This is a genomic window from Streptomyces sp. DF42 (assembly GCF_058267695.1).
The window spans coordinates 7946848-7961157 of sequence record NZ_CM177859.1; the positions used below are offsets into that span (position 1 = coordinate 7946848).

General features: G+C 69.0%; 11 protein-coding genes and 5 pseudogenes. 12 read left to right on the forward strand and 4 right to left on the reverse strand.

The features are described from left to right. The 9 genes and pseudogenes from ACYUED_RS36385 to ACYUED_RS36425 all read left to right on the forward strand — a co-directional run. Positions 1 to 780, forward strand: a pseudogene (locus ACYUED_RS36385) (ABC transporter ATP-binding protein); the annotation flags it as partial. 87 nt (positions 781 to 867) lie between these two features. Next, positions 868 to 1329: pseudogene (locus tag ACYUED_RS36390) on the forward strand (ATP-binding cassette domain-containing protein); the annotation flags it as partial. A gap of 117 nt (positions 1330 to 1446) precedes the next feature. Next, complete coding sequence (locus ACYUED_RS36395) at positions 1447 to 1596, forward strand: ABC transporter ATP-binding protein C-terminal domain-containing protein (protein ID WP_491294599.1); 150 nt, start codon at positions 1447 to 1449, stop codon at positions 1594 to 1596. Continuing rightward, positions 1593 to 2489, forward strand: coding sequence for a branched-chain amino acid ABC transporter permease (locus ACYUED_RS36400; RefSeq protein ID WP_491288835.1), 897 nt, complete (start codon positions 1593 to 1595; stop codon positions 2487 to 2489). The genes ACYUED_RS36395 and ACYUED_RS36400 overlap by 4 nt, the downstream gene beginning before the upstream one ends. After that, complete coding sequence (locus tag ACYUED_RS36405) at positions 2482 to 3591, forward strand: branched-chain amino acid ABC transporter permease (protein ID WP_491288836.1); 1110 nt, start codon at positions 2482 to 2484, stop codon at positions 3589 to 3591. Before ACYUED_RS36400 ends, ACYUED_RS36405 begins: the two co-directional genes overlap by 8 nt. Next, entirely contained in the window at positions 3588 to 4859 is a 1272-nt protein-coding gene (locus tag ACYUED_RS36410; protein ID WP_491288837.1) for an ABC transporter substrate-binding protein, read from the forward strand. The genes ACYUED_RS36405 and ACYUED_RS36410 overlap by 4 nt, the downstream gene beginning before the upstream one ends. A 189-nt stretch (positions 4860 to 5048) precedes the next feature. Then, positions 5049 to 5297: pseudogene (locus ACYUED_RS36415) on the forward strand (replication-relaxation family protein); the annotation flags it as partial. A gap of 50 nt (positions 5298 to 5347) precedes the next feature. Then, on the forward strand, positions 5348 to 5758 hold the full coding sequence (locus ACYUED_RS36420; protein ID WP_491288838.1) for a transposase: 411 nt from the start codon (positions 5348 to 5350) through the stop codon (positions 5756 to 5758). Positions 5759 to 5801: 43 nt separating this feature from the next. Then, a pseudogene (locus tag ACYUED_RS36425) lies at positions 5802 to 6018 on the forward strand (IS21 family transposase); the annotation flags it as partial. A gap of 150 nt (positions 6019 to 6168) precedes the next feature. Here ACYUED_RS36425 and ACYUED_RS36430 read toward each other — a convergent pair. Beyond that, a complete protein-coding gene (locus tag ACYUED_RS36430) occupies positions 6169 to 6696 on the reverse strand; it encodes an ATP-binding protein (RefSeq protein ID WP_491288839.1) in 528 nt (175 codons plus the stop codon). Positions 6697 to 7080: 384 nt separating this feature from the next. After that, positions 7081 to 7284 (reverse strand): hypothetical protein, encoded by a 204-nt coding sequence (locus tag ACYUED_RS36435; RefSeq protein ID WP_491288840.1) that lies wholly within the window; start codon positions 7282 to 7284, stop codon positions 7081 to 7083. A gap of 410 nt (positions 7285 to 7694) precedes the next feature. On the opposite strand from ACYUED_RS36435, the gene ACYUED_RS36440 reads away from it, so the two are divergent. The 3 genes from ACYUED_RS36440 to ACYUED_RS36450 all read left to right on the forward strand — a co-directional run bounded on the left by ACYUED_RS36440 (position 7695) and on the right by ACYUED_RS36450 (position 11260). Then, positions 7695 to 8597 (forward strand): replication-relaxation family protein, encoded by a 903-nt coding sequence (locus ACYUED_RS36440; RefSeq protein WP_491288841.1) that lies wholly within the window; start codon positions 7695 to 7697, stop codon positions 8595 to 8597. Positions 8598 to 8630: 33 nt separating this feature from the next. After that, on the forward strand, positions 8631 to 9038 hold the full coding sequence (locus ACYUED_RS36445; protein WP_491288842.1) for a hypothetical protein: 408 nt from the start codon (positions 8631 to 8633) through the stop codon (positions 9036 to 9038). 1133 nt (positions 9039 to 10171) lie between these two features. Then, the gene (locus tag ACYUED_RS36450; protein ID WP_491288843.1) at positions 10172 to 11260 is read left to right on the forward strand and encodes an IS110 family RNA-guided transposase; all 1089 of its coding nucleotides are present in this window, start codon (positions 10172 to 10174) and stop codon (positions 11258 to 11260) included. Positions 11261 to 11702: 442 nt separating this feature from the next. On the opposite strand, the pseudogene ACYUED_RS36455 reads toward ACYUED_RS36450, so the two are convergent. Further along, positions 11703 to 12428: pseudogene (locus ACYUED_RS36455) on the reverse strand (helix-turn-helix domain-containing protein); the annotation flags it as partial. Positions 12429 to 12550: 122 nt separating this feature from the next. Continuing rightward, a complete protein-coding gene (ltrA, locus tag ACYUED_RS36460) occupies positions 12551 to 14050 on the reverse strand; it encodes a group II intron reverse transcriptase/maturase (RefSeq protein WP_491288844.1) in 1500 nt (499 codons plus the stop codon). Positions 14051 to 14310 lie beyond the last annotated feature (260 nt).

Consider the following 14310-nt stretch of genomic DNA (forward strand, 5'->3'; position numbering starts at 1 on the left):
GTGACGTCGGTAGGGGTGCTTGACGTGCAGGATCTGTATGTCTCATACGGTGGTGTCCGCGCGCTGCGCGGAGTGTCGCTGGGCGTGTCCGAGGGCGAGATCATCGCCGTGCTGGGCAACAACGGTGCGGGCAAGTCGACGCTCCTGCGGGCGATCTCCGGCACCCTCCCGGCGCATCGTGGCCGCGTGCAGTCCGGCTCGGTAACCGTGCTGGGCAAGAGCGTGGTTGCCGTGGACGCCGCAGACGTCGTCCGCGCGGGCGTCGTCCAGGTGCCGGAGGGCCGGCGCATCTTCGGCGACATGACGGTGCTGGAGAACCTGCGGGCGGGGACGTTCGGCCGCAGCGATCGCAAGACCGCGAACGAGGCCTACGACCGCGTCTATGACCTGTTCCCGCGCCTGAAGGAGCGCGGTACTCAGCGCGCCGGGCTGCTGTCCGGCGGCGAGCAGCAGATGCTGGCGATCGGCCGCGCCCTGATGAGCGATCCGAAGGTGCTGCTGCTGGACGAGCCGTCGCTGGGCCTGGCGCCGCAGCTGGTCGACAAGATCGGCGAGATCATCCAGCAGATCAACGAGCAGGGCACGGCTGTCGTCCTCGTGGAGCAGAACGCGGCGATGGCGTTGAAGATCGCGCATCGCGCGGTGGTCCTCGAGGTCGGCGAGGTGGCCCTCAGGGGCACGGCGAACGAGCTCGCGGAGAGCGACGAGGTGCGCCACCGCTACCTCGGCGTCGTCAGCGAGGAGGTCGTCGCGGTCGTCGAGGCGGAGCCGATCGAGCGTGCCACCAGCGGCACGCGTAATCCACAACGGCTGTGCGTCGAGAACGTCAGCGTGCGCTTCGGTGGCGTCAACGCGCTCAAGGACGTGTCGCTGAACGTGGAGCCTGGGACCACGCATGCGGTCATCGGTCCCAACGGCGCCGGCAAGTCGACGCTGCTGAACATCCTCACCGGCGTCTACCGGACCAACGAGGGCCGCCTGGTCTATGGCGAGAGGGAGCTGGTGGGGTTGCGGCCGCCGCAGATCGCCGCCTTGGGCGTCAGCCGCACCTTCCAGAACCTCGCGTTGTCGCCCTCGGTGACCGTGCGCGAGAACCTGCTGCTGGGGCGCCATCGCCTCTCGCGGACGGGCTTTGTCAGCAGCGGCCTGCGTCTGCCGCGAGCCCGCCGCGAGCTGGCCGAGCAGGAGCGCATCGTCGACGGGATCGGCGCCCTGTGGGGCCTCGAGGAATGCCTTGATGAGCGCATGGCCGGTCTGCCCTACGGCGTGCGCAAGCGCGCCGAGGTGGCGCGCGCTCTGTGCGCCGAGCCCGATGTCCTGCTGCTCGACGAGCCGGTGGCGGGCATGAACGCCGACGAGTCGGCCGAGATGGCGCGGTCGATCGTGCAGGTGCGCGAGTCGCTCGGGATCTCGATCGTGCTCGTCGAGCACGACATGCCGTTCGTCATGGGCCTGGCCGACCGGGTGACGGTGCTCGACTTCGGCGAGGTCATCGCCGAGGGCACGCCGGAGGAAGTCCAGCACGACCCCGAGGTGCTGCGCGCCTACCTCGGGTTCGAGGAAGGCACACGAGAGGCGCAGAAGGCAGTCGAATGAGCCAGTTCTTCGAGCTCTTCTTGAGCGGCCTGATGCTCGGGTGCATCTATGGGCTGATCGCCATGGGCTTCGTGATCGTCTTCAAGGCGACCAACGTCGTGAACTTCGCCCAGGCCTCGGTGGTGATGCTCGGCGCCTACCTGGTCGCCAAGTGGCACGACTCGCTCGGCTTCTTCGGCGCGATCGCCGTCGCCGCGGTCGTCTGCGCGGCTGCCGCGGCGCTGCTCGACCTGATCTTCGTGCGCCCGCTGCGCCGCCGCGGCGGCGGCGAGGACTCGCTGGCGATCATGACCATCGCGATTAACGTCCTGCTCGGGACCGAGCTCGTGCGCCTGGTCGGCACCGACATCCTGCCCTCCGGGGCGCCCTGGGGAACCAACACGACGGCCATCCTCGGCGCGGAGATCCCGCAGGCGCGGATCGCCGCGGCGCTCGTCGCGCTGGGGCTGATGTTCGTCTTCTACCTCGTCTTCACCCGCACGAACTGGGGCGTGGCGATGCGTGCGGCAGCGACCGATCCGGAGACCGCGTCGCTGATGGGCATCCGTCTGGGCCGCGTGGCCGGCGCGGCGTGGGCGATCGGCGGCGCGCTGGCGGCGATCGGCGGCGCGTTCTTCGTGAGCTTCCCGGCGAGCGGCGTGAGCAACCTGACGGGGCTGCTCGCGCTCGGCGCCATCCCGGCGGCGGTCCTCGGCGGCCTGGACTCCATGATCGGCGCGCTGGTCGGCGGGCTGCTGATCGGCGTCGCGTCGAGCCTCGCGGCGGGCTACCAGGACAACATCGCGTTCCTCGGGCGCGGGATGTCGAACGTTGTGCCCTACGTGATCCTGTTCGCGATCCTGCTGTGGCGGCCGTGGGGTCTGTTCGGCACGCGCGAGGTGACCCGTGTCTGATCTGGTCAAGCGCATCGGTGGCGCGCGAACGATCGGCTGGATCGTGCTGGTCGGCGTGCTGCTGTGGCTGCCGCAGTACGCGGAGGGCTTCTGGCTGCAGACCGGCCTGTTTGCCATGAGCGCCGCGATCGGGGCGATCGGCCTGACGCTGCTGGTCGGCGTCACCGGGCAGCTGTCGCTCGCCCACGCGTTCTTCATCGCGGTCGGCGCCTACGGCTACTGCTACTTCGCCGGCGACAGCAACGACGCCAGCGGTGGCGCCATCGCCACCGCCAGCGGCCTTGGTCTCCCGCCGCTGCTGGCCGCGGTGCTGGCGGTCCTCCTGGCCGGCCTGGTCGGCGCGGCGTTCAGCCCGATCGCCGGCCGCCTGAAGGGCATCTACCTCGGCCTGGCCTCGATCGGCCTCGTGTTCCTCGGCCTGCACATCCTCCAGAACGCGAAGGGGGTCACCGGCGGCTTCGCGGGGCGCGACGCAGCGCCGTTCGACCTCTTCGGCTTCCACTTCGCCAACACCCAGCCGGACAACTTCCTGGTCTTCGGCGTCCCCTACGGCCAGCTCGAGCGGCTGTGGTACCTGGGGCTGATCCTCGTCGCGCTGTCGGCGTGGTTCGCCCGCGGCCTGCTCAAGCACCGCCCGGGCCGCGCGCTGGAGGCGATCCGCGACAGCGAGATCGCGGCCGCGGTCATGGGCGTCAACGTCCCGGTCTATCGGGCCGCGGCGTTCGCCGTCAGCTCGATGTACGCGGGGCTGGCGGGGGTCTTCCTGGCCCTGGCCTTCGGCCGCATCGTCCCCGAGAGCTTCGGCTTCCTCTACTCGATCGACTTCCTGGTGATGATCGTGCTCGGCGGGCTGGGTTCCGTCGGCGGCGCGGTCATCGGAGCGGTGATCGTCACGGCGCTGCCCCAGATCCTCCTGCACTACGCCGACAGCCTGCCGCTCGTCGCGACGCCAGGCGCTTCGGGCCTCCAACCCGACCACGCGGCGCGGTTCCTCTACGGCACCGCCGTCGTCCTGGTCCTCATCTTCGCAAGCGATGGACTCGCCGGATTGGCAAGAAAGCGCCGGTCGGCATCAACCACTGTCAAGGAGAGCACTGCATGAACCAGTACAAGCAACTCGTCGGGACCGGACTGGTGGTGGCTGCGATGCTGCTGGCCGCCGGTTGTGGCGACAAGGGCTCGGACTCGAGCTCCAGCTCGTCGTCCGGCGGGTCGGGGGAGGTCAAGACCGGCCCCGGGATCACCGACAAGGGCATCAAGCTCGGTCTGCTGACCGATCTGTCCGGCGTCTTCGCGGCGCAGGCCGGCCCGATCACGCAGTCCACCCAGCTGTTCTGGGACGAGCAGAACGCCAAGGGCGGCGTGTGTGACCGCAAGGTCAGCCTGGTCATCAAGGACCACGGCTATGACCCGCAGAAGGCCGTCGTGCAGTACCGCGACATGGGGACGAACGTCGCCGCGCTGCAGCAGCTGCTGGGATCGCCGATCACCGCAGCGCTGCTGCCGCAGCTGAAGACCGATCGCATGCTCTCGCTGCTTGCGGCCTGGCCGTCGTCGCTGCTGGCCAACGATTTCATCGTCGAGATCGGCGCCCCGTACCCCATCGAGGTGATCAACGGGCTCGACTACCTCAAGGACGAAGGCAAGATCAAGGCGGGCGACAAGCTCGGCCACATCTACTTCGAGGGCGAGTACGGCGAGAACGGCCTCGTGGGCTCGAAGGCCTGGGCTGAGAAGAACGGCAGCACCGTCGTCGAGCAGAAGATCCTGCCTACCGACGAGGACATGACCGGCCCGATCAGCGCGCTCAAGCGTGCGGGCGTCAAGGCGATCGTCCTGACCACCGGTCCGACGCAGATGGCGTCGGCGGCCGGCATCGCGGGGGCACAGGGGCTCAACGTCCCGCTGCTGGGCAACAACCCGACGTACGACCCGGCGTTGCTGGGCACGCCCGCCGCGAAGGCGCTCATCGCCAACGCGGTCATCGCCGGCTCGGTCGCGCCGTGGACGCTCGACAAGTCCGCCGTCAAGGAGTCCGGGGCCGAGTTCGTCGCCAAGGAGGGCGAGAAGAACGCCAAGGGGTCGGTGATGTACGGCACGGCGATGGCCAAGGTCATGTACGAGATCCTCAACAAGGCCTGTGAGAACAAGGACCTTTCGCGTGAGGGCCTGATCAAGGCGACGCACGAGCTCTCGGACGTGGAAACCGGTGGTCTCATCGCCGGGCCGCTCGACTACACCAAGGTCGGTGAGCCGTCGACGCGCGCTGTGTACCTGTCCAAGCCGGCGAAGGTGACCGGTGGTTTGACGCCGATCGAGGGCACGTTCGAGTCCGAGACGGCCAAGAACTACGACGTGGCGGCGGGCTAACTGTTCTGTGCGAGGGCCGCCCACCCTCCGGCGCGCTCACCTACTTTGGTAGGACACCGAGCCGTCCGGAGGTCGGATGACGCCTCACCGTGCTCGCGGTCCAGCAGCGAAGCCGCGACGCTTCGCTCGTGGGCGGGTCACAGCACGAGCGGTTCCCCTTTGACACGGGCCGGACCGCCCTTCAGCCTCTTGGGCGCGGAGGTTCTCCGCGGACTGGAGGGGCTGGTACCGCTCGCCTCCTGGTCCACGGAGGCGGTGCTGCCGGTCGGCGGCAGCTTCCTGTCCCCGGCCCGCGGTTCGCTGCGCGCCGACATGGTGTTCGCCTCGCCCGGTCACGTGGTGGTGCCGCTGCTGTTTGTGGAGGTCGACAACGGGACCGAGGGCCCGCCGATCGTGGCGGACAAGATCGAGCGCTACCGCCGGTTCTTCGCCCGCCGCGTGTCCACCGGCACGGGCAACGGGCGGGAGGTGCCGCTGTGGCGGACCGTGTGGCCGGCCTCGCCACGCGACGGCTACCCGCCGGCGGCGCTGGTCTTCACGAAGAACGTTCAGGCGGTGAAGATCCTCGGCATCGCACCGAGGCGAGGACCGGCCGCGTCACCCGGCAGACCGTCTACGCGATCACGGATATGACCGCGCGTGAGGCGTCGCCGCAGCTGATCGGCCGTCTTGCCAGGTCGCAGTGGGGCATCGAGGCGGTGCACCACGTGAGGGACACGACGTTCGCCGAGGACGCCTCCAAGATCCGGACCGGGCACGGGCCCGAGAACATGGCGACGCTGCGGAACCTCGCGATCAACACCCTCCGGGATGCCGGCTGTCGCAGTATCGCCGCAGGACTGCGGGAGGTCTCCCACATGCCGTTCACCCGCCCGCTGGACCTGCTCGGACTGTCCTGACCTGCAACGCGACATGATCAATCTGACTTTGAATCAGCCCTGCGGGCAGAACCCTGACCAGCACCGACACCGGGCTCGCGCGATCGACGACTACCCGCCGAAGATCGGGGAACTGGTGGTCCGCTCGCGGCAACCGCGCGGACGTGGTCCACAAGCGGATCACCGCGATGGGCTTCATGGGCGGGAAACGCACCACCCGCCGCACCGTCGCCGAGGTAAAAGCCCAGTTCAGGGCCGGTAGGCGTCGGATCTACCGGCCGTGAGCGCGTCCGGGCAGGCACCGCCTCCATATCCCGGAGTTGCGCGGTAGCGCGGTAGCGCGGTAGCGCACAAGAGTCTTCACGCTCGACCACGGCATCCAGACAGGGATTCAAGTTCGGGAGGGGAGCCGAGCTGGACTGCCGCTGTCTTCAGGCGGCGGTCGGGAGCGTCGCCCAGTAGGTGGCGCCATGGGGGTGGGCGAGGGTGCCGTGGGTAGTGGTGACCGCGTCGATAATGCCCAAGCCGCGCCCGTGTTCGCCGGCCTCGCGCGAGGCCGTCCACTCGCTTTCGCACGCGGCGGGCCCACCGTCGTCCACCTCCACCCGCAACTGCCGGCAGCCGGGATCGTGGATCAAGTGCAGGACGAGCGGAGGCCGGGCGTGCTCGACAGCGTTGGTGACCAGCTCAGAGACGACCAGCAGCGCCACCTCAGCCGCCGCCTCGTCCACGTGCCAGTCCTCAAGGATCGCAGCGCTGATCTCACGGGCGGCACCGGCTGCTTGCGGACGGTGTGGCAACGACCTGGCGTGACTAGTGTGACCTTGTGGAGCCAGCCCGATCACCGGCATCCGCACCCGCGAACCCCGTACCCCCCGGGCGCCGGCAACGCTGACCGGATCGGGCGCGGTGGCCGTGCCACCGGTCTGCCCGGTGAGGCTGTCTGTGATTGCGTACATGTCGATCGCTTCCTAGGGGAATCTCTGACTCCAACCTCTCCCTCCGCCCATCCACGTACATCGAGGGAAATGCCTACGCAACTACGTATTCCACGCTCCCCTCACATCTCTAGTAGGGCTTTGTTACGCGGCTGCGCCGACCGGTCGTCACTGCCAGCGATGTCACCGCCACAGTAGGGGAGGTCACCGACACAGCTCCGGTCCCTCGCCCCTTCTGTAGGCTGCTGAGGCGGGGTCATGGGGTGAGAGAGGCGGCCAACGCGTGCCGCGCGTGCCGCGTGGCGGGCGTGGCGCGGTTTCACGCACGCGCGGTGCGCGCGTGAGGGCGCGCCGCGGACGGGTCGGCCGGGCGGGTGCGTCACGGCACCGGTGTCACTGCGTCGGTCACTGCTCGGGTGCGGCGGGGCCGGCCCCGAGCACGCGGCGCCCGGGAAGCGCGTGCGCGGGCTTCGGCTCGGCGGCGGCCGGGACGGCGGGCAGGCGTTCGGCGGCGAGCTGGCCACGCGGCGCCGGCGCAGGGTCGGTGTCTGGCGTGCGGGACGCATCGGCGCGGACGGGTCCGGTGCCCAGCGGGCGGCGGTCGGTCATCGCCCGATCATCGCCGCGCCGGGAAGTTCTTCATCACCGCCACGGCCCGGCGCTCCGGCGGGCTCCAAGGCGCGCGCGTGGCGTGCGCGTGCGAGGCGGTGAACTCGCGGTGCGTGGCGGGCAGCTGCTCGTGTTCCTGGCCGTCGTCGTCGCGGCCGGGTGCAGCGCAGCATTTGCACGGCCCGGTGCGCCCGGGTCCGGGCAAGCCGCACCGGTCCCCTGTGGTTGCCCCTGTGGTTTCTCCTGCGATCCCCCTGCGGTGCCCGGGGCTTGCCCGGCCCGTGTTTACGCAGATCAGCGCTGCGTTCCGGGCCCCGGGCCTGCCTCGAAATCCTTCTGTCCTGCATGATCAGGGCTGGACAGAGGGGTGTCCCGATGGGAGGGGGCGCCGGGAGGGGAGGGCCGGACGGGTGGGCGGTTCGAAGCTGCGCCGGTACGGGTCGACGGGCCGGACGCGCACGATGTGCCTGGCCGCGCTCGGGGTGGTCAAGGTCGCGACGCCGGACCAGATACGCCGGCTGATGTGCCCGGGCACGAAGGATGCGGCGACCGTGCGCGGCGGGCTGAAGGACCTGGAGACCGAGAAGCTCGTGATCTCGCCGGGCAGCGCGGTGCGCGTCAACGACGACGGCGTGCGAGTGACCGAGAAGCTGTGGACGCTGACCCCGGCCGGGCTGGACGCGGCGGCCGTGGTCCTGGACCGCCAGGCCCGGGAGATGGGCGGCACCGCGAAGGCGGCAGCGGCTTCCGGCGCGAAGCACGCCCGGGCGGTGACCGACGTCCTGGACGCGTTCCTGCAGACCCCGCCCGAGCCGACGCAGCCCGTCGCCCGCAAGCACCAGTTCGCCCCCGCCACGCCGTACGAGCCGGCCGCGAGGCCGGAGGGGCTGGGCCCGCTCACGGCCTGGTCCACGGAGGCGGTGCTGCCGGTCGGCGGCACGTTCCTGTCCCCGGCCCGCGGTTCGCTGCGCGCCGACATGGTGTTCGCCGCGCCCGGCCACGACGTGCCGCTGTTGTTCGTGGAGGTCGACAACGGCACAGAGGGCCCGCCGATCGTGGCGGACAAGATCGGGCGCTACCGCCGGTTCTTCGCCCGCCGTGTCTCCGCCGGCACGGGCAACGGGCGCGAGGTGGCGCTGTGGCGGACCGTGTGGCCCGACAGCCCCCGCGACGGCTTCCCGCCGGTGGCGCTGGTGTTCACGAGGAACGTCGGGCAGCTCGCCATGCAGACCCGCATGAGCGAGGTCGGCGAACTCGCCCGCGAGCACTGGCGCGGCGAGTGGAACGGCGACGGCTACGCACCCGAGGGGTAGAAGCCGGACGGCTACCGCGACTACGACGGCACGGTGCCGCTGCTGGCCACCACGCTGCGCCTGCTCGCCACGCACGGCCCGCACGGCCCGGTGTGGTGGCGCTACGGCCATACGGCCTGGCAGAGCCTCACGGACGCCCTCGACAACCCCGACGACTACCGCGCCTACTCGGTGCGCGCGGACGCCCGCCGCAAGGCGCAGGAGGACGAACTCGAGCGCGCCCGGCGCGAGCGGGAAGAGGAGCGCGGCCGGATGGAGGCCGGGAAGTGGGTGTGCCCGACCTGCGAGCGGTACGTGTACCCCGCCGACGGGCTGACGTCCGGCGGGGAGTGCCGCCCCTGCCTGAACCGCCGCGAGCGCGCCGCCGCCGAAGCCGCCCAGCAGCAGCCGGACCAGCCACCGACCGGCGGCGGCATCTTCGGCCGGCGCCGCCGCACCTGATCGCGCGCCCTGCGATCCGCAGGCAACCCCCCCTGCCCATTCGCCATTTCCCAGGCACGCGCTCCTTGCCGCCCCTCAGTCGTGTTCACCCTCCTGACGCGCCAGGGCGGGTAGGGATGGTGGTGGGGGTTTAGCGGCGTAGTGCCTTTCAGGCCGAGCGGCTGGCGTTCGTTCTGCATGGCCCGGATAACGGTGTGCGGCCGAGTGAGTCGGGCGGGCACGGGGACGGGGTCGAGGAGGGCAAGGCGCCAGGCGGGGATGTCGACGAGTTTGATCTCATACCCGCCGCTGCACCAACCCCCGTACAGCTCCTTCATCTCCGGAATCCTTCCGGATCTGCGTGCGGCGGCGACGCGGGACGGCCACTTCTCCAAGTCGGGACCGCTGCCGCTCTTGACGATTCGGCCGCCGGCCTCCGCGAGCTCCTGTAACAGCTGCTCCGTGAGCGTCATACGAGGCTGTGAGGGAGGGTCTGGCTTCCGCCCGGCGGCCGGAGTTGCCTGTGCTCGGGTGACCTGGGGTCGTGGGGCGGCGGCCTGAGTCTTCCGCGGGCGTGATCCGCGGGGAGGGTATGTGCCGTGTGCCAGGTAGTGCTGGCCGGCGCTCGTCAGGGCGACGCTCCACTGCCCGGCCTTCCGGGAGACCGTCACCAGACCCCGGTTGTGCAGTGCCTGACAGGTGGTCTTGTAGGAGCTCGTCTCCCATACGCCGGCAGGACACCCGGCCCCCACCCACTGCAACACCGAGAGCTGCCGCTCATTGACCCGCCGTTCCAATGGTCCCCCTTCGACTCGAAGTGACGTACGACGGCGGCATGGTGTCAGTTCCGTTGGCAGGCGACCGGTGCTTCGACTCGATTCGTCCGAACGAGCGAGCTGACGTGGCTGCAAGCCGGATAGACGGAGAACGGTAGGTGGGTGCTGTCCTGCGGCGGGGTCTGACTCCTGAGATGCCTGACCAGAGTGCCCTGCTCACACTGTGTCGACCACCGGCCGGGGGCGGTGCGTTGCTGGTCTCGGGCTGACCGGGCGTGTCTCGATAGGGGCTTGCCGGAAAGGCGTCATCACGATTCTGACCGTCCGCACGGCCCGGTACCGGCTAGCGATAAGCCGTCAGCCTGAAAGGGAACGAGCGTGATCGGCACACCCTCCGCTTCGCGTTCTCGTCGCCGCCGGTCGGCGAGGGAGGTGGTCCTGGGAGTGGACACGCACCGGGATGCCCATGTGGCCGCTGTGCTCTCCCTGGTGGGGGAAGTGATCGGCACCGAGGAGTTCCCGGCCACCGCGGCTGGATACCGAGACTTGCTGGGGTGGGCCAGGGCGTCGGGTACGGTGCGCCGGGCCGGAGTGGAAGGGACCGGTTCCTTCGGGGCGGCCCTGTCCCGCTACCTGCTGGCCCAGGGCGTAGACGTTTTCGATGTGAATCGGTTCGACCGGGCCGACCGCCGTCGGCGCGGCAAGTCCGACCCGCTCGATGCCGAGAACGCGGCCCGGGCGGTGCTGAGCGGGCGGGCGCACGCCCAGGCCAAGACGGGCGATGGGCCAGTGGAGATCGCCCGGATGTACAAGCTGGCCAAGGACTCGGCGGTCAAGGCCCGCACCCAGGCGATCAACCAACTCAAGGCCGTCCTCATCCGTGCCGATCCGCAGCTGAGAGAGGAACTTGCCGGGCTGGGCAACGCAGAACTCTTCCGCACCTGCGCCGGGCTCGTCGACGACAGCCTGAACCACGAGGCCGACGAAGGGGCGGTGCTCCACGCCACCCACGTCACCCTGGGTCTCCTGGCCCGGCGCATCAGGCAGCTCAGCGACGAGGTCCGGGAGCTGGAAGGCCGCCTGACCCGGCTGGTGGAGCGCCACGCTCCGCAGCTGCTCGAGGTGGTGGGCATCGGTCCGGACACCGCCGTCACTTTGCTGATCACGATCGGGGACAACCCGGAACGCCTGGGCACTGAGGCGTCCTTTGCGGCGCTGTGCGGTGTCAGCCCAGTCGAGCGTTCCTCGGGCAGTCGGCAGTACCGTCGCCTCAACCGGGGCGGCGACCGACAAGCTAACGCAGCCCTGCACCGGATCGTGCAGACTCGCCTGCGCGTCGACCCGCGCACCCAGGACTACTACGAACGTCGCAGCAAGGAGGGCAAGACCCGGCGCGAGATAGTCCGAAGCCTCAAGCGCTATGCGGCCCGGGAGGTTTTCCACCTGGTCAGACCTGTGCAGTCGTGACCTCCGTTATAGGGGCAGTGTGCGACGAAAAGCCCCGCAGGTGCGGCTCTGCGGGGCTGCTGAGTAGGCGGGATTCACTGTCCGTCGCGGGCACCGTTGCACTCGGGTTCTCCTCTCTTGAGCACCCGAAGCAAGGACGCGGTGACGACACGTGTTTTACGGCCGACGCGCAGCATCCGACCCGGGAACTCTTCGCGCCCAATCGGGTCGTATCCTTCACATCTGCAAAGCCCAACCTGTCGGCGCCTGTGGAGGCGTCCGCGGCACTGTCTGTTCCCTCCGATGTTGCGCGGCCCGCGTGGAGCGATCGCGACGGCATTGCCGGAGGCGACGGTCGCCAGCCTGCCATGCGTCACCGCGGAGGACTTTGCCCGCCTCACCGCGCGACCGGATCGCTCCTTTGGGCCTTGTGACTGGTGGCATCCTTAGGGCTCGCAGAGAATCAACGTGTTGATTTGATCTCCGTGGGGCTGGTGTCCGCGAGGAACGCGGTGACGTCAGCGGGCGTGCGAAACCTGGCTGTCGAGGGTGGAATTGTGTAGCCGTGCTCGGCCATGAGGGGCTGAACCTGGTGAACGGCCCTGGTGAGGGTGCTGCCGTTGACTCCGAAGAGCTGGGCGAGCAGGTCTCGGGTGCCGAGTTTGCGCAGGTAGAGCACCGTGGCCAGGACTCTGTCGGCGGTGGTGAGCTTGTCCTTCGCCCCTGCGCCGCGAGCACGGACGCGGTCACCACCTCGTTGCCGGAGTCGTCCCTGCTCGCGTAACTCATCGATTTTCGTGGCCAGTTGGTCGACGAGTTCGTTCAGCGCCGGCTCGGGCATGCCGGTCAGTTCGGGGTTGCGCAGACACCCGGCGCCGGGTGGCAGGGATGGGCCGGCTAACCGTGGGCATTTGGCTTCACCGGCTCCGCTGGTGATGTCGCGAGGCTGTGGGCGGAGCGTGTAGTTCCAGTCGCCGTGGAATCGGTGCCGGTGCATGGGCAGGGCGTCGATGTCGCTGTCTGTGACCTTGATGCCGATGTCGTAGGTGCCCGGGTCGAGTTCGGCGTGGACTTTCAGTCCTGCGTGGGTGGTGGTCGCGGCGATGCTGTTCACGATCACGTCATGGCTGGTCAGCGGGCGACCGCGCCAGTTCATGGAGATGTGGGAGAAGAGCCGGTGGTGAAGTCGGCCCGGGGCGCGGTCTCGTCTTTCGATCGAGCCGTTTCCCCGGAGCCGCTTCCCGCACCCGGCGTGCCGCTCTCACGGCACCGGGCGCTCCACAAGTCCCGTTCGACTATAGATAGTTGTCTTCATCCGGTGGTCGGCCAGGGTGGAGGGATGACCGTTCCCCGGTATCGGTAGCGCGTGGTGCGCACTTTGCCGGGATCGAACAGTGTCCGTTCCTCTCCTGATGGCCACCAACCTCCACCGCAGTAGCGGCGGCGGAGGTCCTTCCTGTTGATCCGGTGGTGCTTGCGGCGCAGCCACTTCATGACCTGGCTCCATGTGTACGAGCTGAGGTACTGGAAGGTCGCGCTGGACACCCCGGGGCGGAAGTACATGCACCAGCCGAACAGCATCTTGTTGATCTGGATGAGCAGTTCGTCCAGCGGCAGGCCGGTGGCTGTTCCGCGGCGGATCGCCTTGACCTTGTCCATCGCGGCCTTGAGGGCCTTGCGCGAGGGATAGGTGTAGACGTAGCAGCGGCTGGACCCCCGTTTGCGGTGGCGCTGGATGTGCCACCCGAGGAAGTCCAGCCCTTCGTCGATATGGGTGATCAGGGTCTTCTCCACGGACAGGCGCAAACCCATCGTGGACAACACCTCCGCGATTTCTTCGCGCAGAGCTTCGGCGTCGTCCTTGGTGCCGGAGACCATCAGGCACCAGTCATCCGCGTACCTGGAAAGCCGGTAGTTGGGGAGACCTTGACGACGTCGCTTGGCCCTCGCCCAGGGCGTGGACCCCGGCCCTCCCGGCGACTGGGCGATGCACTCGTCCAGGACCGACAGCGCCACGTTGCTCATCAACGGCGAGAGAATCGAACCCTGTGGGGTACCGGCGGTGGTCTCCCGAAGCAGGCGATCCTCTCCGAGGATGCCCGACTTCAAGAACGCCTTCACCAAGGCCAGGACGCGGTTGTCTCCGACGCGCTTGCGCACCCGACCCATCAGAGCGGAGTGTGAAATCTCGTCGAAGCAGGCCTTGATATCACCCTCCACGATCCACTCATACGACTTGGACGTGAAGAAGCGCACCTCGGCCACCGCGTCATGAGCCCGGCGGTTCGGACGGAACCCGTAGGAGCACGGGAGGAAATCCGTCTCGAAGATCGGCTCCAGCACCAGCTTCAGGGATGCCTGCACCACCCGGTCCGCGATCGTGGCGATCCCCAGCCGGCGCAACTTGCCCCCCGGCTTGGGGATCATTCGCTCCCGCACCGGCAGCGGACGGAAACTACGGTCCTTGATGCTGTCCCGCAGCCCGCCGAGGAACTCCTCGACGCCCGTCCGCTCCACGATGGAGGCCGCAGTACGGCCATCCACCCCGGCGGTCTTCGCCCCCCTGTTGCCCCGCACTCGATCCCACGCGACCAGCAAGAACGCGGGATCGGCGACAAGGTTGAACAAGTCATCGAACCTGCGATGAGGATCATCACGGGCCCAACGGTGCAGCTTCGTCTGGATCTCCAGTACCCGTCGCTCCGCCACATACGTGACGGCCTCAAGTTCGTCGGTGTTCACCGGCGAAAACCTCCTGGTCTTCCAGTACTTCGGCCACTGACTTGCTGGCCCCCTTCGCCATGTGCGCACCTCTCGTGCGCTCGGACTACTACGGGGCCTCCGCCACGTCCTGGAGCCGTCGGTTGACGACGGGCCTGCCCACCGACTGACTGGATGTCAGCCGGGAAGGGCGCCTCCAGCACGCTTCCCACGTTCACCACTCTCCGGTCGACGAGCGAGCCGCCCAGCTCTACCCCGACAGCATCGCCACGCCTACGCCGCAGGCATTCAGCGTGGCCTCCTCACCAGCATCGAAAGACCGGCTTCGAAGTCGCCGCCCAAGAGGGCGG

Coding starts and splice junctions, on each gene's coding strand:
- ACYUED_RS36435 (WP_491288840.1), bottom strand. CDS start 7,284: ATGACCGACCGCCGCCCGCTGGGCACCGGACCCGTCCGCGCCGATGCG.
- ACYUED_RS36395 (WP_491294599.1), top strand. CDS start 1,447: ATGGGCCTGGCCGACCGGGTGACGGTGCTCGACTTCGGCGAGGTCATC.
- ACYUED_RS36400 (WP_491288835.1), top strand. CDS start 1,593: ATGAGCCAGTTCTTCGAGCTCTTCTTGAGCGGCCTGATGCTCGGGTGC.
- ACYUED_RS36410 (WP_491288837.1), top strand. CDS start 3,588: ATGAACCAGTACAAGCAACTCGTCGGGACCGGACTGGTGGTGGCTGCG.
- ACYUED_RS36430 (WP_491288839.1), bottom strand. CDS start 6,696: ATGTACGCAATCACAGACAGCCTCACCGGGCAGACCGGTGGCACGGCC.